This is a genomic window from Pseudomonas urethralis (genome assembly GCF_021602465.1).
GTDB classification, from domain to species: domain Bacteria; phylum Pseudomonadota; class Gammaproteobacteria; order Pseudomonadales; family Pseudomonadaceae; genus Aquipseudomonas; species Aquipseudomonas vlassakiae.
This window is the reverse complement of record NZ_BQIJ01000016.1, coordinates 104963-125013: the sequence shown is the minus strand read 5'-3', so window position 1 is coordinate 125013 and position 20051 is coordinate 104963. Positions and strand designations below refer to the sequence as shown.

Below are 20051 nucleotides of genomic sequence, written 5' to 3'. Positions count from 1 at the left end.
AACCGCCATCGATCATTCGATCGAAGCGCTTCCAACCTCGCCGTAACTACCTAACTCGTTGAATTTCAAAGAGTTTGTCGTTCCGATGCCGCTGGAAGTGGGGCGCATTATAAGGGGATTCGAAACCTCGTCAACCTTTAATTTCAGGAAACTTCAAGATCGCTGAAAAGCAATGCGGGGAGGCCTGACGGCCTCCCCGCATTTCTACTGCTCTATATATAGATATAGCCTCAAAGCACGCCAGCACTGCGCAACCGCCCCACGGCAGCGGCATCCAACCCCAGCACATCGCCCAGCACAGCCTCGGTATGCTCACCCAACAACGGCGGCGCATGGCGATACTCCACAGGCGTCTCGGACAGCCGAATCGGGCTGGCTACTTGCGGTACGCTTCCCGCCAATACATGTGGCATGGATACCTTCAGCCCTCGCGCCAGTACCTGCGGATCCTGGAACATCTGCGCGAGATCGTTGATTGGCCCGCACGGCACCCCGGCAGCCTCCAACTGGCTTACCCATTCGGCAGTGGTCTTGAACACCGTCGCCTGGCGAATCAGCGGAATCAGTTCGGCCCGGTTCGCCACCCGCTGCTTATTGGTCGTGAAGCGCGGATCATCCGCCCACTGCGGCTGCCCAGCCACTTCGGCAAACTTGCGAAACTGGCCATCGTTTCCCACCGTGAGGATGAAATCGCCATCCGCTGTCGGGAAGTCCTGGTAAGGAACGATGTTGGGGTGCGCATTACCCAACCGCCGCGGCGAATTACCCGTGGTCAGGTAGTTCATCGCCTGGTTGGCCAGACACGCCACCTGTACATCCAGCAACGCCATATCGATATGCTGCCCAACGCCATGCTGATCGCGGTAGGCGAGGGCGGCCAGAATCGCCACGGTCGAGTAGAGCCCGGTAAGAATGTCGGTCAGCGCAACACCTACCTTCACTGGCCCAGCACCCTCTTCTCCATCCGGGCGCCCCGTAAGGCTCATCAGCCCTCCCAAGCCCTGGATCATGAAGTCATATCCGGCACGCTTGGCGTATGGCCCCGTCTGGCCGAAGCCAGTGATCGAGCAATAGATGAGCTTGGGGTTCATCGCCTTCAGGCCAAGGTAGTCCAGCCCATAAGCGGCCAGCCCACCGACCTTGAAGTTCTCGATGACGATATCTGACTTGGCCGCCAGCTCGCGCACCAGGCGTTGGCCTTCCGGCTGGGTGAAGTCGATGGTCACCGAGCGCTTGTTGCGGTTTGCCGCCAGGTAATAGGCCGCCTCGCTGGTGTTCTCGCCTTCAGCATCCTTAAGGAAGGGCGGCCCCCAGGAGCGAGTGTCATCGCCACTGCCAGGGCGTTCGACCTTGATCACGTCTGCACCAAGGTCCGCCAGAATCTGGCCAGACCAAGGCCCCGCCAGCACACGGGAAAGGTCCAGCACCCGCAGATGAGATAGCGCGCCCATGGACTGGCTCCTTATCAGTAGAAAGCCTGGATGCCGGTCTGTGCACGCCCGAGGATAAGCGCATGCACGTCATGGGTACCCTCATAGGTGTTGACCACCTCAAGATTGACCAGATGGCGCGCCACGCCGAACTCGTCGGAGATGCCGTTGCCACCCAGCATGTCGCGGGCCATGCGGGCAATGTCCAGGGCCTTGCCGCAGGAGTTGCGCTTCATGATCGAGGTGATTTCCACCGCCGCAGTACCTTCGTCCTTCATCCGCCCCAGGCGCAGGCAGCCCTGCAGGGCCAGGGTGATCTCGGTCTGCATGTCGGCCAGCTTCTTCTGGATCAGCTGGTTGGCCGCCAGCGGGCGTCCAAACTGCTGACGATCAAGGGTGTACTGGCGAGCGGTGTGCCAGCAGGCTTCGGCCGCACCCAGCGCACCCCAGGAAATGCCATAACGCGCCGAGTTCAGGCAGGTGAACGGCCCCTTGAGGCCGCGCACATCTGGGAAGATGTTCTCCTCGGGCACGAACACGTTGTCCATGACGATCTCACCGGTGATCGAAGCACGCAGGCCAACCTTGCCGTGGATCGCCGGAGCACTGAGACCTTCCCAGCCTTTTTCCAGGACAAAGCCACGGATATCGCCGGCATCATCCTTAGCCCAGACCACGAACACATCGGCGATCGGGCTGTTGGTGATCCACATCTTGCTGCCGCTCAGGCGATAGCCGCCATCGACCTTCCTGGCACGGGTAATCATCGAGCCTGGGTCGGAGCCATGGTTGGGCTCGGTCAGGCCAAAGCAGCCAATCCATTCGCCTGTCGCCAGCTTGGGCAGGTATTTCTGCTTCTGCGCTTCGGTGCCGAACGCATGGATCGGCACCATCACCAGCGAAGACTGCACGCTCATCATGGAACGGTAACCGGAGTCGATGCGTTCCACTTCGCGGGCAATCAGGCCATAACACACATAGTTCAGGCCGCTACCACCGTATTGCTCGGGGATGGTCGCACCGAGCAAGCCGACTTCACCCATCTCGCGAAAGATCGCCGGGTCGGTCTGCTCATGACGGAACGCCTCCAGCACACGCGGAGCCAGCTTGTCCTGGGCGAACTGATAAGCGCTGTCACGCACCATGCGCTCTTCTTCAGTGAGCTGCTGATCCAGCAGCAGCGGGTCGATCCAGTTGAAGCTTGCTTTACCGGCCATGAGCGAATCCTCGAAAAAGGGGGAGCGGTGTCTTGTGCCATTGATCCTAGGCCTGATCCGCAAGTAGGACAAACGAGGATTGCGCACGCATAAGTGATATTTTGTCACTCCGTGATACTGCATATCGCCATGTTCATGGCTCCATGAGTGAGGTTGACGTACATGCGCCGCAAGATCCCCAGCACCACCGCACTGGTCTGCTTCGAAGCGGCCGCACGCCACGAGAGCTTTACCAAGGCGGCCCAGGAACTGGCCCTGACCCAAGGCGCCGTCTGTCGCCAGATCGGTGGGCTGGAGGCGTTTCTCAATGTCGAACTGTTCAGGCGCTCACGTCGCGGCGTGAAGCTGACCGAGGCCGGGCTGTCCTACAGCCGGCAGGTCGCCGCACAGCTGGATGCGGTGGAGCGCGACACCTTGTCAGTCATGCGCCAGCAGGGCGCCAACGTGATCGAACTGGCCGTGGTGCCCACCTTCGGCACCCAATGGTTGCTGCCACGCCTCAAGGATTTCCAGCAACGCCACCCCGAGGTCACCGTCAACCTGACCAACCGTACCCGCCCGTTCCTGTTCGCCGACACCCCGTTCGATGCGGCCATCTACTTCGGCGATGGCGACTGGTCCGGCACTCAGTCTCATCGCCTGATGGGCGAGAACCCCGTCCCGGTGTGCAGCCCGTCATTGCTGGGCGGGCAAGGCACGCTGGACGCCCAGCGCATTGCCGGCCTGCCGCTGCTGCAGCAGACCACCCGGCCCTATGCCTGGCGCCAATGGTTCAATGGGCTGGGCCTGAATATCGCGGGCGACATGACAGGCCCGCGCTATGAACTGTTCTCCATGCTGGCCCAGGCGGCCATGCATGACATGGGCATCGCCCTGATCCCGCCGTTCCTGATCCAGCGCGAACTGGAAGAGGGCAGGCTGGTGGTCGCTAACAGGTATGCGCTGTCCAGCGACAAGGCCTACTATCTGATGATTCCCGAACGCAAGGTGGAGTCTGCCTCGCTCCGGGCCTTCCGTGACTGGCTGGTTGGACAGGCACACCTCTACACCGCCTCGCACAAAGGCGAGAGCGCGGACCTGCCTTTGTAGTCAATTATTTTAAACACCTACAGATGTACGTTTTTGTCGCATAACAGAAAACTGTTCAGGTGAATCGAAAAACCCCTTGCAAGCCTCTGAACACGAGGGTTTCAGGGGTTTTACGACGCTCACGAGCCCATCCGCGAAATCATCGCAAAAAATTTCCAATTTTCTCCTAATCTGCGAATAGCCCATGATTGACGGGCTGCAGCCAGTCGCTTGCGACATACGGTCACAGGGTGACTTGTAGTTTTGACTTCGTTTCGCTCCAGAACCGGTTGAAGGCCCCTGGGTTCGTCTGCAAAATGCTTCGCCCGCCTTGGATTCGGCGGGCTCGGCGCTCAACAGCCGCCCCAGCGCACCATCCGTAGTGTGCTGGCTCTTACAAAGACAAAAAGGTCACCGCAGGAGAAAAAGTCGTGCACATTGGTGTTCCTCTCGAGACGCAGACCGGTGAGACAAGGGTCGCTGCGACCCCGGAAACCCTCAAGAAACTGATTGGCCAGGGCCATCAGGTCACCGTCCAACGGGGGGCAGGGCTCAACGCCAGCATTCCGGACAGTGCCTATGAGGCCGCGGGGGCTTCCCTGGGAAGCGCAGCCGATGCCTACGGCGCCCAATTGATACTCAAGGTGGTCGCCCCCAACGACCAGGAACTGGCCTTGATCAACAGTGGCAGCCTCCTGGTAGGCATGCTCAACCCCTTCAACAGCGAGCTGATCGGCAAGATGGCTGAACGCGGGATCACCGCTTTCGCCCTGGAAGCCGCGCCCCGTACATCACGGGCCCAGAGCCTTGATGTGCTGTCTTCGCAAGCCAACATCGCCGGCTACAAGGCCGTGTTGCTGGCAGCCCACCACTATCCTCGCTTCATGCCCATGCTGATGACTGCCGCCGGCACCGTCAAAGCCGCGCGCGTACTGATTCTGGGGGCAGGTGTTGCTGGCCTGCAGGCCATCGCCACGGCCAAGCGCCTGGGCGCGGTGATCGAGGCGTCCGACGTACGCCCCGCAGTGAAGGAGCAGATCGAGTCGCTCGGCGCCAAGTTCATCGACGTGCCTTACGAGACCGACGAAGAGCGTGAATGCGCCGAAGGCGTCGGCGGTTATGCCCGACCGATGCCAGCCAGCTGGATGCAACGTCAGGCCCAGGCAGTACACGAACGTGCCAAGCAGGCGGATATCGTCATCACCACCGCTTTGATCCCCGGCCGCAAGGCACCGACCCTGCTCAGCGCCGAAACCGTGGCACAGATGAAACCCGGCTCGGTGGTCATCGACCTGGCTGCCGCCCAAGGCGGCAACTGCCCGCTGACCGTCGCGGACCAGGTGGTGCAGGCAAACGGTGTGACCATCGTCGGCCCGACCAACCTGCCAGCCCAGGTGGGCGCAGATGCCTCGGCGCTGTATGCCCGCAACCTGCTGGACTTCATGAAGCTGCTGTTCGACAAAGACGGCGCGCTGGTCATCAACCTCGAAGACGACATCGTCGCGGCCTGCCTGATGTGCCGCGACGGCCAGGTCGTCCGCAAGAACGGCTAAGGAGCACGACAATGGAAGACATGCTGATTTCCCATGGCATCTACAACCTGATCATCTTCGTGCTGGCCATCTATGTGGGCTACCACGTGGTGTGGAATGTCACCCCGGCGCTGCACACACCGCTGATGGCGGTTACCAACGCCATTTCGGCGATCGTCATCGTCGGCGCCATGCTGGCGGCGGCGCTGACCGTGACCCCGGCCGGCAAGCTGATGGGCACCCTGGCGGTGGCCCTGGCTGCGGTCAACGTGTTCGGTGGCTTCCTGGTCACCCGTCGCATGCTTGAGATGTTCAAGAAGAAAACCAAGAACGAGGCGCAGAAGTAAGCATGAGCATGAATCTGGTAACGCTCCTCTACCTCGTCGCCTCGGTGTGCTTCATCCAGGCCCTCAAAGGCCTGTCGCACCCGACCACTTCGCGGCGTGGCAACCTGTTCGGCATGATCGGCATGGGGATCGCGATCCTCACCACGGTTGGCCTCATCTATAAGCTGGGTGCCGAGCTCGCCACTGCCGGCCTCGGCTACGTCATCGTCGGCCTGTTGGTCGGAGGTACCGCCGGCTCGATCATGGCCAAGCGCGTCGAGATGACCAAGATGCCGGAACTGGTCGCTTTCATGCACAGCATGATCGGCCTGGCCGCAGTGTTCATCGCCATCGCCGCCGTGCTCGAACCGCAGTCGATGGGCATCGTCGCCGCCATCAGCGACCCGATCCCCACCGGCAACCGCCTGGAACTGTTCCTGGGTGCAGCCATCGGCGCCATCACCTTCTCCGGTTCGGTGATCGCCTTCGGCAAGCTGTCGGGCAAGTACAAGTTCCGCCTGTTCCAAGGCGCACCGGTACAGTTCCCTGGCCAGCACAAGTTGAATCTGATCCTTGGCCTGACCACCATCGCCCTGGGCCTGCTGTTCACCTTCACCGGCCACTACAGTGCCTTCACCCTGATGCTGGTCCTGGCTTTCATCATGGGCGTGCTGATCATTATTCCGATCGGGGGCGCCGACATGCCGGTGGTGGTGTCGATGCTCAACAGCTATTCGGGCTGGGCAGCGGCCGGTATCGGCTTTTCGCTGAACAACTCGATGCTGATCATCGCAGGCTCCCTGGTCGGTTCGTCCGGTGCCATCCTTTCGTACATCATGTGCAAGGCGATGAACCGCTCGTTCTTCAACGTCATCCTCGGCGGCTTTGGCGGCGATACCGATGCCGGCGCGGCACAAGGCTCGAAAGAGCAGCGCCCGGTGAAGTCTGGCTCTGCCGACGACGCCACCTTCCTGCTGAGCAACGCTGACAGCGTGATCATCGTGCCGGGTTATGGCCTGGCGGTGGCCCGTGCCCAGCACGCATTGAAGGAACTGACCGAGAAGCTGAGCCACAACGGGGTGACCGTGAAGTACGCGATCCACCCGGTGGCAGGGCGCATGCCTGGGCACATGAACGTACTGCTGGCCGAAGCCGAAGTGCCCTACGATCAGGTATTCGAGATGGAAGATATCAACGCCGAGTTCGGCCAGGCCGACGTGGTGCTGGTGCTGGGCGCCAATGACGTGGTCAACCCCGCAGCGAAGAACGATCCAAAGTCGCCAATCGCCGGCATGCCGATCCTCGAAGCCTTCAAGGCCAAGACCATCATCGTCAACAAACGCTCGATGGCCAGCGGCTATGCAGGCCTGGACAACGAACTGTTCTATCTGGACAAGACCATGATGGTGTTCGGTGACGCGAAGAAAGTCATCGAAGACATGGTGAAGGCGGTGGAGTGACAACGGCCGCTGCAAACCAGTTGATATAAAGAAAGCCCCGGTCAGAATCTGCCGGGGCTTTCCTTTATTGATCCGGATCAACGGCTCTACGACGAGGCCTCTCATACGACCATGGTCGTGGGACGCCAGAGGGCGAAATCTCTAGACTGCGCCTCAGTAGTTTCAGTAGCCCGAGATAACAATCCATGTACCGTGATCGTATCCGCTTGTCCTCCCTGCACAGCAAGGTAATGAGTGCGGCTGATGCCGCTGGCCTGATCGAGGACGGCATGACCGTCGGCATGAGCGGTTTCACACGCGCCGGCGAAGCCAAGGCTGTGCCGCATGCCTTGGCCGAACGCGCCAAGCAGTCGCCACTGAAAATCAGCCTGATGACCGGCGCCAGCCTGGGCAACGACCTCGACAAGCAGCTGACCGAAGCCGGCGTGCTGGCGCGTCGCATGCCATTCCAGGTCGACAGTACCCTGCGCAAGGCCATCAACGACGGCAAGGTGATGTTCATCGACCAGCACCTGTCGGAAACCGTCGAGCAGCTGCGCAACCAGCAACTCAAGCTGCCGGACATCGCGGTCATCGAAGCCGTGGCCATCACCGAGCAAGGCCACATCGTGCCGACCACCTCGGTGGGCAACTCGGCCAGCTTCGCGATTTTCGCCAAGCAAGTGATCGTCGAGATCAACCTGTCGCACAACGCCAACCTCGAAGGCTTGCACGACATCTATATCCCGACCTATCGCCCGACCCGTACGCCCATCCCGCTGGTCAAGGTCGATGACCGCATTGGCAGCGCCGCGATCCCGATCGACCCGGCAAAGATCGTCGGCATCGTCATCAGCGACCAGCCAGACTCGCCATCCACCGTGCTGCCTCCGGACGACGAAACCCAGGGCATCGCCGACCACTTGATCAACTTCCTGAAGCAGGAAGTGGACGCTGGCCGCATGACCAACAAGCTCGGCCCGCTGCAGGCAGGTATCGGCAGCATTGCCAACGCGGTGATGTGTGGCCTGATCGAGTCGCCATTCGAAGACCTGACCATGTACTCCGAAGTACTGCAGGACTCTACCTTTGACCTGATCGACGCAGGCAAGCTGAGCTTTGCCTCGGGCAGCTCGATCACCCTGTCGACCCGTCGCAATGCCGACGTGTTCGGCAACCTGGAGCGTTACAAGGACAAACTGGTCCTGCGCCCACAGGAAATCTCCAACCACCCCGAAGTGGTTCGCCGCCTGGGCATCATCGGCATCAACACGGCGCTGGAGTTCGATATCTACGGTAACGTCAATTCCACCCATGTCTGTGGCACCAGGATGATGAACGGCATCGGCGGCTCGGGTGACTTTGCCCGCAACGCCCACCTCGCGGTATTCGTCACCAAGTCGATCGCCAAAGGCGGTGCCATTTCCAGCGTGGTGCCGATGGTCAGCCACGTCGACCATACCGAACACGACGTCGACATCCTGGTCACCGAACAAGGTTTGGCTGACCTGCGCGGCCTCGCTCCACGTGAGCGGGCGCGAGCGATCATCGACAACTGCGTGCACCCGGACTACCGCGCAGCGCTGAACGACTATTTCGAACGCGCTTGCCAGCGTGGCGGCCATACCCCACACATCCTGCGAGAAGCGCTGAGCTGGCACGAGAACCTGGAAGAAACCGGGCGCATGCTCGCCAGCTGATACAGTCGCCGTCACTGTTCAGGCCCTGTCGTCGCTACGCCGGCGTCAGGGCCAGTACCGTCAAACCCAGCACCCGAACACTTCGTTCATCTCATTCATTCCAAACTGTACAACTGTACCGTTAATTCGGGGCCATCTCGCCCTCAACAGCGTGTATGCAGAGCGAGAACGCACCAGCTCGGTGCGCACCGGTACAGTTGCGCCTGTTTCAAGTGCAACAGTTGGCTTAAACAGTTAACTGGCCCATCGCATTACTGGTGAACTGTATCTACTGTTATGGACAGCAGAGGAGGATCATTGGCATCAGTTAAATCACTACCTAATCCCGCCATAAGCGGAAGGATGAAACATCATGGAACGTACCCTCAGTTCCGGTCTGGTTTTTGAAAGCAACGCCCAGCAGTCCCAGGCTTCCCTGCCACTGCGCGCTATCTCCACCCTGCTGCTGTGGCAGCGTCGCATGGCCAGCCGCCGTCAACTGGCTCGCCTGGATGCCCGCCTGCTGGCCGACGCCGGTATCAGCGAATCGCAGCGTTACGAAGAGCTGAGCAAGCCGTTCTGGCGCTAAGCTCCGGTCCGCCGGCTGCGGCCGGCACCGCGGATTCCCCGACCCGTTGCAGGCGACTGCAGCGGGTTTTTTTATTATCTGCAAGGCGCTGCCCAGAGCCATTTCGTGAGCAACCAGTACAGTTGTAACGCTTCAATAATGGACCGAAACAGTTATCCGCTTTCGCTCGCATTAACATCCAGAAACAGCACCGCGTGATACGCTTCGCTCAGCAGTCTGTTAGAACTCATTGTCGAACACGTAACGCGACCAGCAGTGCAAGCGTCCGATGAAGCAGAACCCTGTCCAGGAGTCCACGAACATGTCCCGTAAATACCTGATTGGTGCCGCCATGCTGCTCGGCCTGGCCAGCACCGCCCAAGCCAGCAGTTTCGTAGTCACCACCGATGCCGTGGTACGTGCTGTTGCCGCCTCGACTGACGCCACCTCCGACCTGACCTCATCGTTCCGCGATGACAAGATCGTGCAGGCCGCCCGTGATGACGCCGCCAGCTTCGTCGGTACTCAGGGCGCCATTCGTGGTGCGCGGCTGGAAAGTGCCTTGCTGCACATCCGTTCGAGCATGCCGCAGCTGCAAGCCAGTGATGGCCAGCTGGCTCAGGCCATCCTCGCGATCTGATCAGGGCGCTGCAAAGCAGGTGCGTTGGCTAGCGGCCGCGCACCTGAGGTAGCCTTCGTCTTTCACTTCCCCTGCCGTCAAGAAAGCTCATGCGTTATCTGTTGCCGTTGCTGTTCAGTGCCACTGCCATGGCCAGTGCCCACGCCATGGACACCACCACACAAGGCCTGGTCATCACGGGCTACGTTACCAGCCAGGTCACCGCTGCCCCCTTCGACCGCAAACTGGTCAGGCAGGCTCGCGACGATGCCGCGGCATTCGTTGCCAGCGATGGCATGATCCGGGGTGCACGCCTGGAAGCGGCACTCGACTCGCTGCGCCACAGCTGCGCCCGGCACTCCGTCGGCGACCTTGAACTGGCAGAAGCAATTCTCGTCCAATAACCACACCTGACTCCCTGTATTTTTCGGAGATGCTCCATGCGTAAACCGCTGATTGCCGCTACCCTCGGCATGTTGCTGCTGGCCGACCTGGCCCATGCACAGACCCTGGTGGCCACCAGCAACATCATCGTGCGCGCCTTTGGCCGCTCGATCGATTTCACCTCTGACACCACCACTTCGATCCGCGACGCCAAGGTCGTGCGCGAAGCCCACGACGACGCCGCCAGCTTTGTCGCCAGTAATGGCGATATCCGCGGTGCCCAGCTTGAGGCTGCACTCAGCACCCTGCGCGAGCGCGTGCCTGAAGCGCGCGACGCCAGCGACCAAGTACTGGCCGAAGCCATCCTCGCGCTGTGAGCCGCGTGCGTGCCTGGCTGCTCGGCTGCGCCCTGACGCTGCTGGGCACGCCCGCCCTGGCTGACCTGCAGCTTGAGCTGCAGGCGACCAGCCTCGACCCGCAACAGACCCAAGCCAGCCAGGCCCTGCTCGACGAAGCCATGGCCAAGCTGCCGCCGCTGTTCAAGCAACGGCTGGACCGGCGAGTAACGGTCAGCTGGAGCGACAACATGCCAGCCGATGCCTACGGCCAGGCTTCGCTGGTATCGACTCTCGAACTCAATCGCCGCCTGCTCCCCAGCCTGACTGACGGCAGTGCCGCCAGCGAGCGTACCCACCGTCCCCACGGCACGGTCCGTGAAGAGTTGCTGGCCACCGTCCTGCATGAGCTGACCCATATTTACGACCGTGCCCGCCTGTGGCCTGGCAGCGAGCGCTCGCTGATCGCCCGCTGCGCGCGCCAGCAGAACACGCTGGGCAAGATCGGTCAGCTGGCAGAGTGCCGTAGTCAAGCCGAACGCCGTTTTACCCTCAGCGACGACCCGCGCTTTCTCGACCTGGCCGGCTGGCCGCAATACGTCGGCCGTCGTGGCGAACGTGAGCAGCACAACGCACAGTTCATGCGCAGCCCCGACAGTTATGAGCTGAGCAGTCCCAAGGAATACATCGCGGTCAACATGGAGTATTTCCTCCTCGACCCGAGCTATGGCTGCCGTCGCCCGGCACTCAACCAGTACCTGCGTGACCACTTCGGCTGGGCACCGCCGCAGAACACTTGCGCCAAGGGCCTGCCGTTCATCAACGCTGGCAGCGACTTCGCCCGGCAGCCGCTGGGCGAAATCGACCCAGAACGGGTTTACGAGGTCGACTTCCTGCTGGCTGAAGCCAACCAGAACCTGGTGAGCCGCTGGGGCCACAGCATGCTGCGCCTGGTGATCTGCAAACCCGGCCGCCCCCGCGGGCCGGATTGCCGCCTGGACCTCGACCAGAGCCTGGTGCTGTCTTACCGCGCTTTCGTCAACGATGTGCAACTGTCCAGCTGGGACGGGCTGGTAGGTGCCTATCCCTCACGGCTGTTCGTGTTGCCGCTGGGCCAGGTGATCGATGAATACACCAAGACCGAACTGCGCAGCCTGGCCTCGGTACCGCTGAAGCTCAGCCGCGACGAAATCGAAAACCTGGTGCGCCAGGCCGCCGAGATGCACTGGAGCTACGACGGCAACTATTGGTTCCTGTCCAACAACTGCGCAGTGGAATCCTTGAAGCTGCTGCGCAGCGGCACTGCCAACCCACGCCTGAATGATCTCGACAGCATCATGCCCAATGGGTTGCTGGCCGTGCTCAAGGGCAGGGGGCTGGCCGATACCAGGGTGCTCGACGACCCACGGGAAGCCCTGCGCCTGGGCTACCGCTTCGACTCCTACCGCGAGCGCTACCAGGCCATGTTCGATGTGCTGAGGAAGCAGTTGCCGATCAAGCAGACCGAAGTCGAGGACTGGCTGGCCCTGGAGGCAGAGCAGAGGCGCCCGTGGTTCGACAAGGCCGACCTGCGCACCAGCGCGGCCTTGCTGTTGCTCGAACAGGCCAGCCTGCGCCGGCAGTTGCTGCTGGCTCAGGACGAAGTGAAACAGCGTTACCTGAACGCTGCAGCGCTGAAGGACGGCAGCATCAACAAAGCCGACGAGACCCTGAAGCAGATGCTCGCCAACAGCGGCTTCCTCAGCCGCCCGGCCGAGCTGCTGGATGCCAAAGGCTATGGCTTGCCGCAGCCGGACGAGCGCGCGCACCTGGAGCAGGTCAGTGCCGAGCGACAGGCCAAGCTGCTGCGCCTGAGTACCGACCTGGACAAAGAGGTGAGGGCGCTGCTGGAGCCGTCGCGGGCCAGCGAGATCGCGGCGGTCGAGGCCAATGTGAAGCACATTGGCGAGCATCTGCGGGCGTTGCACAAGGCAGCTGGCGGTCTGCAGCTGCCCTGAATCCTGAACCGGCCTCATCGCGGCTTAAGCGCTCCTACAGACTGAGGTGCGCCCCTGTAGCGGCTTTAGCCGCGATGAGGCCGGTACAGGCAGCACAAGGCCTACAGACTTTCCTCCGCCTCCCCGGGCAACGCCTCATCCAGATGCAGCCAGGGCAACCGGCTGCCAATCCAGATATGCCGCCTGGCAGGCGCCCGCTCCGGGTGGTCCAGCGTCGCCACCGTCACATCGATGGTCGTCGGGCTATGCTCGGTCACCAGCGCCACATGCGCCCCGCATTCGCCACAGAAATACCGCTTGCAACTGGCTGGTGCCACATAACACTGGGGGCGCCCCGCCAGCCAGCGGAATCCCGTGCGGGGCAGGGTGAGCCAAGTCACCACGAGCCCGCCGCTGACCCGCCGGCAGATCGAACAATGGCAATGGGCGACATCCTTCAGGTCCCCCTGCAGCCGGTAGCGCAAGGCACCACAATGGCAGCCACCTTCGTTTACATCCAGCATCACTTACCTCCCGTCGCCGTTTTTCCGGCGAAAGCTGGCTGAAAGCTTACCCCCCTAGGATAGCCGCCACTACCGGCACAAGACCGGTCAGCCAGGGCACCCGGAAATCTCCGCGCCCGGCCCATCAACAACAACAATGGTGATTCTGATGTGTTCCTGCACCCGCCTGTTCGCACGCCTTCATTCAATGCCCCTGCGCATGCTCCCCGCTCAGCGCCAAACGCGCTGATTCGCCCGAATAGCCATTCCTTTCGCCGCGCCACGCCTGGAGTATTGCCATGCTGACCTTCCTCGGCTTTGCCATGGTCATCACCTTCATGTACCTGATCATGACCAAGCGCCTGTCGGCCTTGATCGCGCTGATTCTGGTACCCATCCTGTTCGCCCTGTTCGGCGGCTTTTCCGCCAAGATCGGCCCGATGATGCTCGAGGGCATCAGTAAACTTGCGCCCACCGGCGTGATGCTGATGTTCGCCATTCTCTACTTTGCCCTGATGATCGACTCCGGCCTGTTCGACCCGGCCGTGCGCAAGATCCTCAAGCTGGTCAAGGGTGACCCGCTGAAAGTCTCGGTCGGTACTGCAGTGCTGGCCCTGGTGGTGTCGCTCGATGGTGACGGCGCCACCACTTACATGATCTGCTGCGCCGCCATGCTGCCGCTGTACAGCCGCCTGGGCATGAGCCCGCGGATCATGGCCGGCCTGATCATCCTCGCCGGCGGGGTGATGAACATGACCCCGTGGGGCGGGCCGACCGCCCGCGCAGCAAGCGCCCTGCACGTAGACCCGTCGGACATCTTCGTGCCGATGATCCCGGCCATGGCCTTCGGCGTGCTGGCGATCCTTGCCATCGCCTACCTGTACGGCAAACGCGAGCGTGCCCGCCTGGGTGAACTGCACCTGCCGACCGATGACATCGATCACAGCGAAATCAGCGTGTCGCAGTTCCCTGAAGCGCGCCGCCCCAGACTGATCTACTTCAACGGTGCCCTGACCGCCGGCCTGATGGTCGCACTGATCGCAGGCGTGCTGCCGCTGCCGGTGCTGTTCATGATCGCCTTCAGCATTGCCATGATCGTCAACTACCCGTGCCTGCAGCAGCAGAAAGACCGGATCGCCGCCCACGCTGGCAGTGTGCTGGCCGTGACCGGGTTGATCTTCGCCGCCGGTATTTTCACCGGCATCCTGTCCGGTACCGGCATGGTCGAGGCAATGTCCAAGAGCCTGCTGGCAGTCATCCCTGAAGCTTTGGGCCCGTATTTGGCGGTGATCACCGCGATCGTGAGCATGCCGTTCACCTTCTTCATGTCCAATGACGCCTTCTACTACGGTGTGCTGCCAGTGCTGTCGGAAGCGGCCAGCCATTACGGCATCAGCCCGGTGGAAATGGCCCGTGCCTCGATCGTCGGGCAGCCGGTTCACCTGCTTAGCCCGCTGGTGCCTTCGACCTACCTGCTGGTGGCCCTGGCCGGCATCGAGTTCGGCGATCACCAGCGTTTCACGCTGAAGTGGGCAGTGCTGGTATGCCTATGCATAATGCTCGCCGCGCTGCTGATGGGCATTTTCCCGCTGTTCAGTAGTCTTTAATTAACACGCATCACCCATGCGATGCGCCCTGAAGGGGCGCATCGCCTTTATCGTTTGAAGGAATACACATGGAATGGCTGACCAGCCCGGAAATCTGGGTTGCCTTTTTTACCCTCACAGCGCTTGAGATTGTCCTCGGGATCGACAACATCATCATGATCTCGATCCTGGTCAGCCGCATGCCCAAGCACATGCAGCCGCGCACCCGGATCTTCGGCCTGGCCCTGGCCATGGTCACCCGGATCATGCTGCTACTGTCGATCACCTGGGTCATGCGCCTGACTGCCGACCTGTTCGAGGTGTTCGGCCAGGGCATCTCCGGTCGCGACCTGATCCTGTTCTGCGGCGGCCTGTTCCTGCTGTGGAAAAGCTCGCAAGAGATCTACCACGGGCTGGAAGGCGAGGAAGAGAGCGCCGACGAACCCAAGGGCGCTGGCGGCAAGTTCCTGTACACCATCATTCAGATCGCCATCATCGACATCGTGTTTTCGCTGGACTCGGTGATCACCGCCGTCGGCATGGTCTCGCACGTGCCGGTGATGATCGCCGCCATTGTTGTCGCCGTCCTGGTGATGATGGCCTGCGCCGGCGCCATCAGCGACTTCATCGACAAGCACCCGTCGCTGAAGATGCTTGCCCTTTCCTTCCTGATCGTCGTTGGCACCGTGCTGATCGCCGAATCTTTCGACGTGCACGTGCCGAAGGGTTACGTCTACTTCGCCATGGCCTTCTCGCTGGCCGTCGAGGCGATCAACATCCGCATGCGCACCGCCATGGCGCGCAAGCAGGGCAAGGAGCACGACCCGGTGAAACTGCGCAAGGACATTCCGGGTCAATAAGGTCAGGACACGCAGCGTAAAGGGCCCTCCGGGGCCCTTTTTCATGTACAGCCTTTCATGACAGAAATATTTCAAATGCTTGCAGAGCGTGCCAAGCTGGCGCGAGGTCCGCAAAACAACTAAAGCTTGAGTAAGCACTGGATCAAAACACCCACCCCCGGGCCAGGCTTACGGCTTCACACATTTTGGCTCCAGTGCCGGAGCCCGAGAACAAAAGGGGGGCTCGACCATGCTGACCCTGCTCAACCTGCTCTCTGCCGTAGCCTTGCTGGTGTGGGGCACGCATATCGTTCGTACCGGCATCCTCAGGGTGTTCGGCTCCAACCTGCGCCGCGTGCTCGGCCAGAACATGAACCGTCGGCCACTGGCGTTCATAGCCGGCATCGTGGTCACTGCCGTGGTGCAGAGCAGCAATGCCACCGCCATGCTGGTTACCTCCTTCGTCGGTCAGGGCCTGATGGCCATGACCCCAGCGCTGGCGATCATGCTCGGTGCCGACGTGGGTACCGCGCTGATGGCACGGGTACTGACCCTGGACTTGTCGTGGCTATCGCCGCTGCTGGTGTTCCTCGGGGTGATTTTCTTCCTCTCGCGCAAACAGACCCGTGCTGGCCAGTTGGGCCGCGTGGGGATCGGCCTGGGCCTGATCATCCTGGCCCTGCAGCTGATCGTGCAGGCGGCGACGCCGATCACCCATGCACAAGGGGTGAAGGTGCTGTTCGCATCGTTGACCGGCGACATCATGCTCGACGCCCTGGTAGGTGCGCTGTTCGCCATGGTGTCGTATTCCAGCCTGGCTGCCGTGCTGCTTACCGCGACCCTGGCTGGGGCCGAAGTCATCAGCCTCCCGGTGGCCATCGGCCTGGTCGTTGGCGCCAACATCGGCAGCGGCCTGCTGGCGTTCATCAGCACCAGCATGCAGAACGCCGCTGGGCGCCGCGTGGCCCTGGGCAGCCTGTTGTACAAGCTGATCGGCCTGGTGCTGATCATCCCCGTGCTGCATCCACTGGTGGAGTGGATGGACAGCCTGAGCTTCAGCCCACAGGAGCTGGTAATCGGTTTCCACCTGCTCTACAACACCCTGCGCTGCCTGATCATGCTGCCGACGGTCAAACCCATGGGCCGCCTGTGCAACACACTGCTACCCGAACGCGAGGCTGGCAACGGCCAGATACGCCCGCGCCATCTCGATGCTTCGGCGCTGGCCACGCCTAGCCTGGCCTTGGCCAATGCCGCCCGTGAAACCCTGCGTCTGGGTGACATCGTCGACAGCCTGCTGGAGGCCATGCTCGGCGCCTTGCGCGGTACCCATACCGCCATGCCCCAGCAGGTGCGGGCCTTGAGCGAAGATGCCGAAGCGCTGTACAGCGCGATCAAACTGTACCTGGCGCAGATGCCGCGGGAAGACCTCAGCGACCAGGACAACCGGCGCTGGGCCGAAATCATCGAGCTGGCGATCAACCTGAAGCTAGCCTGCGACCTGATCGAACGCATGCTGCGCAAGGTGCAACAGCAGAAAACCAGCCAGCGCCGGGAGTTCTCCCAGGTCGGCCTGGAGGAACTCACCGGGCTGCAGGAGCAATTGCTGGCCAACCTGCGCCTGGGGCTGTCGGTGTTTCTCAGTGCCGACCCGGAAAGCGCACGCCTGCTGCTGCGGGAAAAGCGCCGTTTTCGCGCCCAGGAACGGCGCCTGGCGCATGCCCATGTCAGCCGTTTGCAACGTAAGGTGGTGCAAAGTATCGAGACGAGTTCGCTACACTTGGAGCTCATCGCCGACATGAAGCGGTTGAACTCTTTGTTCTGCAGCAGTGCCTATGTGGTACTGGGTGGCTCGGACACTGGCGGGCTGCTGCTCGACAGCGTCCCGGAAGACGCCCACCTGTCCTGATCTCGCACACCTGGAGACCGTCGCTCGCCCATGCGTTGCCTGATGTTCGTTTGCCTGCTGATCTGCAGCCTGCCCTCATTTGCCCTCGATCGCTCGCGGGTCGAGGGTTACCTGTTGCCCAATGGCCTGCAGGTGATCCTGAAGTCCGGTTACGAGCGCGACCATGTGGCGATCCGCCTGGTGGTAGGGGTTGGCCTGGATGACTTCGACTGCGAGCAGAAAGAGCTGCCGCACCTGCTCGAACACCTGCTGTTCACCGGCATCGATGCAACCGGTGAAGGCGGCCTGGAAGAACGCCTGCAAAGCCTGGGGGGCGAGTGGAACGCCTACACCAGCAGCGCCGACACGACGTTTGTCATCGAGGCGCCGGCACGCAACCAGCGCAAGGTGCTCGACCTGTTGCTGGCGGTCATCCGCGACACCCGTATCGACGCCAAAGCCCTGGCCACGGCCAAGCGCATCATCGAACGCGAGGATGGCGGCCACTATGGCCACCTGCAGCGCTGGCTCGACCGTCAGGACATCGGCCACCCGGCCAGCGATCAATTGGCCACCGAGCTAGGCCTGAAATGCCCCGAGCGCTCCAACGTCGAGGACATGACCCTGGAGCAGGTAAAAAGCCTGCGTGACCGCTGGTACGCCGCCAATAACATGACCTTGATCGTCGTCGGCGGCCTGGATCGGCTGCTGCCGGCCTATCTGGAGCGCACCTTCGGCGAACTGCCTGCCACCGAGCCGGAAGAGCGGCGCAACCTTGAAAGCATCAGCGAACAGGCCGAGCAGCGCCGCGACCTGACCCATGGCCTGTTGGGCGATAGCGTCAAGTTGCATTGGCTGTTCATCGAGCCGGTTCTGGACAATGACCATCAACAGACCCTTGACCTGCTGTCGCGCTACCTCGACTGGGCCTTGTACGACCAGCTGCGCCTGCGCAACGGCCTGTCGTATGGGCCGTCGGTACAACGTGAGAGCTTTGGCGACAGCGGCATGCTGAGCCTGAATGCCGACCTTGAGCGCGAGGATATCGACCACGCCGTGAAGGTCATGCAGCAGCTGTTCGATCACCTGCGCAAGGAAGGCCTCGACACGGATACCTTTGCCCGCATCAAGGATGCCGCCGTGGCCAAGGAAAGCTGGAGCACTCAGGGCAACAGTGCGCTGGCCGATTATTACTGGGGGGCGCTGAACGATTACAACAACGGCCGCTTTGCCGACCCGGCACGCAAGCTGCGCCAGGTGACGCTGGAAGAGGCCAATGCGGCCCTGAAGGAATTGCTCAAGGATCAGGGCTACCTGCGGATCGAAAAGCCGTTCCTGGGGTATGACGAACTCTATGGCCTGGTTGCCTTGCTGGTGGGGCTGATTCTGGCGCTTGGGCTGTTACGCTGGCGGCGGCACAACCCGGAACGACCGAGTGGTGCTACACGGCAGCAGTGAATCGGCGGTATCCTTTTGCCAGTACCGGCCCTTTCGCGGGTAAACCCGCTCCCACAGGTATTTCACTGGGCCTGAACCTTGTGCAGTACCTGTGGGAGCGGGTTTACCCGCGAAAAGGCCGGCACAGCCACTTCCTATTCTCGTTGCAGACCCATGCCCCCACTACCCCACTTCGTCCAGCGCGTCATCGAACTGCTCAAACGCTACCCCGGCGTCATCGCGCTCGGTGGCTTCCTTTCCGGTATCGGCAGCTTCATCCTGGTCGATCGCCAGGCCAGCCTGGCCAGCTGGATCGCCATCCTCATGCTGGTCAGCTGGGTCTGGCTGATGCTGGAAAATACCCTGACCGGTCTGTTCGCTCGCACCTTCAACCGCGAGATCCCGCAGCCGTTGCTGCGCTACGCAACGCAGATGATTCACCAGGAAAGCCTGTTCTTCGTCCTGCCGTTCTTCTTCATCACCACCACCTGGAACAGCGGCCAGCTGGTCTTCACTGGCTTGCTTGGGGCCGCCGGGCTCATTTCGATCATCGACCCGCTCTACTACAAGTGGCTGGCACCCCGGCGCTGGCTGTTCCTTGCACTGCACACCCTGACCCTGTTCGCCGCGCTGCTCACCGCGCTGCCGATCATCCTGCACCTGACCACTGCACAGAGTTTCAAGCTGTCATTGATCGCCGCCATGGCACTGTCGTTCCCAAGCCTGATCAGCAGCTTCCCGGTCAATACCTGGCGCCGCGGCGTGGCACTGGTACTGGCGACCCTGGCGGTGGGCGGCAGTGGCTGGTTGCTGCGTTCGTGGGTGCCGCCGGCAACACTGTGGATGACGGACGTGGCGGTCAGCACCGAAGTACTCAATCGTCAGCCCGGCGAATCGCTGGAAGAGGTGGCCGCCAGCCGCATCCGCAGCAATGGCCTGTACGCCTATACCGCGATCAACGCGCCGCGCGGCCTGGACGAACGCATCTACCATGTGTGGCAGAAGGACGGCCAGGAAGTCGATCGCATTGCCCTGGATATCCACGGCGGGCGCAAGGAAGGCTACCGTGCCTGGACCCACAAGCAGAACTTCCCGCCCAACCCGGTGGGCAAGTGGCAGGTCCGGGTGCTGACCGAAGACGGCCAGATGATCGGCGTGCTGCGCTTCAAGGTGGTGGACGACGCGCCTGCGCCGTGACGCTGGGCGCACGACAGCACATTTTCAA

Annotated in this window: 18 protein-coding genes; 15 read left to right on the top strand and 3 right to left on the bottom strand. The window is 61.8% G+C overall.

What is annotated here, in order from left to right; genetic code table 11:
* Positions 1 to 230 precede the first annotated feature (230 nt).
* Both L6D64_RS22425 and L6D64_RS22420 read right to left on the bottom strand, forming a co-directional pair.
* A complete protein-coding gene (locus L6D64_RS22425) occupies positions 231 to 1451 on the bottom strand; it encodes a CaiB/BaiF CoA transferase family protein (protein ID WP_176508372.1) in 1221 nt (406 codons plus the stop codon).
* 14 nt (positions 1452 to 1465) lie between these two features.
* A complete protein-coding gene (locus L6D64_RS22420) occupies positions 1466 to 2647 on the bottom strand; it encodes an acyl-CoA dehydrogenase (protein WP_176508373.1) in 1182 nt (393 codons plus the stop codon).
* 162 nt (positions 2648 to 2809) lie between these two features.
* Here L6D64_RS22420 and L6D64_RS22415 point away from each other — a divergent pair, with 162 nt between their 5' ends.
* The 10 genes from L6D64_RS22415 to L6D64_RS22370 all read left to right on the top strand — a co-directional run bounded on the left by L6D64_RS22415 (position 2810) and on the right by L6D64_RS22370 (position 12594).
* On the top strand, positions 2810 to 3736 hold the full coding sequence (locus tag L6D64_RS22415) for a LysR family transcriptional regulator (RefSeq protein ID WP_176508374.1): 927 nt from the start codon (positions 2810 to 2812) through the stop codon (positions 3734 to 3736).
* Between the two features lie 410 nt (positions 3737 to 4146).
* Positions 4147 to 5268 (top strand): Re/Si-specific NAD(P)(+) transhydrogenase subunit alpha, encoded by a 1122-nt coding sequence (locus L6D64_RS22410; protein WP_099815286.1) that lies wholly within the window; start codon positions 4147 to 4149, stop codon positions 5266 to 5268.
* Positions 5269 to 5279: 11 nt separating this feature from the next.
* A complete protein-coding gene (locus L6D64_RS22405) occupies positions 5280 to 5594 on the top strand; it encodes an NAD(P) transhydrogenase subunit alpha part 2 (protein WP_003256966.1) in 315 nt (104 codons plus the stop codon).
* Between the two features lie 2 nt (positions 5595 to 5596).
* Positions 5597 to 7033, top strand: coding sequence for an NAD(P)(+) transhydrogenase (Re/Si-specific) subunit beta (locus tag L6D64_RS22400; RefSeq protein WP_176508375.1), 1437 nt, complete (start codon positions 5597 to 5599; stop codon positions 7031 to 7033).
* A gap of 185 nt (positions 7034 to 7218) precedes the next feature.
* The gene (locus L6D64_RS22395; protein ID WP_176508376.1) at positions 7219 to 8712 is read left to right on the top strand and encodes an acetyl-CoA hydrolase/transferase family protein; all 1494 of its coding nucleotides are present in this window, start codon (positions 7219 to 7221) and stop codon (positions 8710 to 8712) included.
* A gap of 352 nt (positions 8713 to 9064) precedes the next feature.
* On the top strand, positions 9065 to 9280 hold the full coding sequence (locus L6D64_RS22390) for a DUF1127 domain-containing protein (RefSeq protein ID WP_054884336.1): 216 nt from the start codon (positions 9065 to 9067) through the stop codon (positions 9278 to 9280).
* Positions 9281 to 9581: 301 nt separating this feature from the next.
* Entirely contained in the window at positions 9582 to 9899 is a 318-nt protein-coding gene (locus L6D64_RS22385; RefSeq protein WP_176508377.1) for a DUF2388 domain-containing protein, read from the top strand.
* An 89-nt stretch (positions 9900 to 9988) separates the two neighbouring features.
* A complete protein-coding gene (locus L6D64_RS22380; protein WP_176508378.1) occupies positions 9989 to 10282 on the top strand; it encodes a DUF2388 domain-containing protein in 294 nt (97 codons plus the stop codon).
* Positions 10283 to 10318: 36 nt separating this feature from the next.
* Positions 10319 to 10639 (top strand): DUF2388 domain-containing protein, encoded by a 321-nt coding sequence (locus L6D64_RS22375; RefSeq protein ID WP_054884339.1) that lies wholly within the window; start codon positions 10319 to 10321, stop codon positions 10637 to 10639.
* Complete coding sequence (locus L6D64_RS22370; protein ID WP_176508379.1) at positions 10636 to 12594, top strand: DUF7844 domain-containing protein; 1959 nt, start codon at positions 10636 to 10638, stop codon at positions 12592 to 12594. The genes L6D64_RS22375 and L6D64_RS22370 overlap by 4 nt, the downstream gene beginning before the upstream one ends.
* Before the next feature lie 101 nt (positions 12595 to 12695).
* Here the strand turns inward: L6D64_RS22370 and L6D64_RS22365 are convergent, their stop codons facing one another.
* The gene (locus L6D64_RS22365; protein ID WP_176508380.1) at positions 12696 to 13097 is read right to left on the bottom strand and encodes a GFA family protein; all 402 of its coding nucleotides are present in this window, start codon (positions 13095 to 13097) and stop codon (positions 12696 to 12698) included.
* A gap of 278 nt (positions 13098 to 13375) precedes the next feature.
* Here L6D64_RS22365 and L6D64_RS22360 point away from each other — a divergent pair, with 278 nt between their 5' ends.
* From L6D64_RS22360 to L6D64_RS22340, 5 genes are all read left to right on the top strand, one after another.
* Entirely contained in the window at positions 13376 to 14683 is a 1308-nt protein-coding gene (locus tag L6D64_RS22360; protein ID WP_176508381.1) for a CitMHS family transporter, read from the top strand.
* A 68-nt stretch (positions 14684 to 14751) separates the two neighbouring features.
* Positions 14752 to 15522, top strand: a complete 771-nt coding sequence (locus L6D64_RS22355) for a TerC family protein (protein WP_099815281.1) — start codon at positions 14752 to 14754, stop codon at positions 15520 to 15522.
* A gap of 229 nt (positions 15523 to 15751) precedes the next feature.
* On the top strand, positions 15752 to 17410 hold the full coding sequence (locus L6D64_RS22350) for a Na/Pi cotransporter family protein (RefSeq protein WP_176508382.1): 1659 nt from the start codon (positions 15752 to 15754) through the stop codon (positions 17408 to 17410).
* A 30-nt stretch (positions 17411 to 17440) separates the two neighbouring features.
* Positions 17441 to 18847, top strand: coding sequence for a M16 family metallopeptidase (locus L6D64_RS22345; RefSeq protein WP_176508383.1), 1407 nt, complete (start codon positions 17441 to 17443; stop codon positions 18845 to 18847).
* A 153-nt stretch (positions 18848 to 19000) separates the two neighbouring features.
* A complete protein-coding gene (locus L6D64_RS22340) occupies positions 19001 to 20023 on the top strand; it encodes a DUF5924 family protein (RefSeq protein ID WP_176508384.1) in 1023 nt (340 codons plus the stop codon).
* Positions 20024 to 20051: the final 28 nt, after the last annotated feature.

Excerpts from the sequence above, each read along its gene's own strand:
- L6D64_RS22425 (WP_176508372.1), bottom strand. The coding sequence starts at position 1,451 with ATGGGCGCGCTATCTCATCTGCGGGTGCTGGACCTTTCCCGTGTGCTG.
- L6D64_RS22420 (WP_176508373.1), bottom strand. The coding sequence starts at position 2,647 with ATGGCCGGTAAAGCAAGCTTCAACTGGATCGACCCGCTGCTGCTGGAT.
- L6D64_RS22415 (WP_176508374.1), top strand. The coding sequence starts at position 2,810 with ATGCGCCGCAAGATCCCCAGCACCACCGCACTGGTCTGCTTCGAAGCG.
- L6D64_RS22405 (WP_003256966.1), top strand. The coding sequence starts at position 5,280 with ATGGAAGACATGCTGATTTCCCATGGCATCTACAACCTGATCATCTTC.
- L6D64_RS22400 (WP_176508375.1), top strand. The coding sequence starts at position 5,597 with ATGAGCATGAATCTGGTAACGCTCCTCTACCTCGTCGCCTCGGTGTGC.
- L6D64_RS22395 (WP_176508376.1), top strand. The coding sequence starts at position 7,219 with ATGTACCGTGATCGTATCCGCTTGTCCTCCCTGCACAGCAAGGTAATG.
- L6D64_RS22390 (WP_054884336.1), top strand. The coding sequence starts at position 9,065 with ATGGAACGTACCCTCAGTTCCGGTCTGGTTTTTGAAAGCAACGCCCAG.
- L6D64_RS22385 (WP_176508377.1), top strand. The coding sequence starts at position 9,582 with ATGTCCCGTAAATACCTGATTGGTGCCGCCATGCTGCTCGGCCTGGCC.
- L6D64_RS22380 (WP_176508378.1), top strand. The coding sequence starts at position 9,989 with ATGCGTTATCTGTTGCCGTTGCTGTTCAGTGCCACTGCCATGGCCAGT.
- L6D64_RS22375 (WP_054884339.1), top strand. The coding sequence starts at position 10,319 with ATGCGTAAACCGCTGATTGCCGCTACCCTCGGCATGTTGCTGCTGGCC.
- L6D64_RS22365 (WP_176508380.1), bottom strand. The coding sequence starts at position 13,097 with ATGCTGGATGTAAACGAAGGTGGCTGCCATTGTGGTGCCTTGCGCTAC.
- L6D64_RS22360 (WP_176508381.1), top strand. The coding sequence starts at position 13,376 with ATGCTGACCTTCCTCGGCTTTGCCATGGTCATCACCTTCATGTACCTG.
- L6D64_RS22355 (WP_099815281.1), top strand. The coding sequence starts at position 14,752 with ATGGAATGGCTGACCAGCCCGGAAATCTGGGTTGCCTTTTTTACCCTC.
- L6D64_RS22350 (WP_176508382.1), top strand. The coding sequence starts at position 15,752 with ATGCTGACCCTGCTCAACCTGCTCTCTGCCGTAGCCTTGCTGGTGTGG.
- L6D64_RS22345 (WP_176508383.1), top strand. The coding sequence starts at position 17,441 with ATGCGTTGCCTGATGTTCGTTTGCCTGCTGATCTGCAGCCTGCCCTCA.
- L6D64_RS22340 (WP_176508384.1), top strand. The coding sequence starts at position 19,001 with ATGCCCCCACTACCCCACTTCGTCCAGCGCGTCATCGAACTGCTCAAA.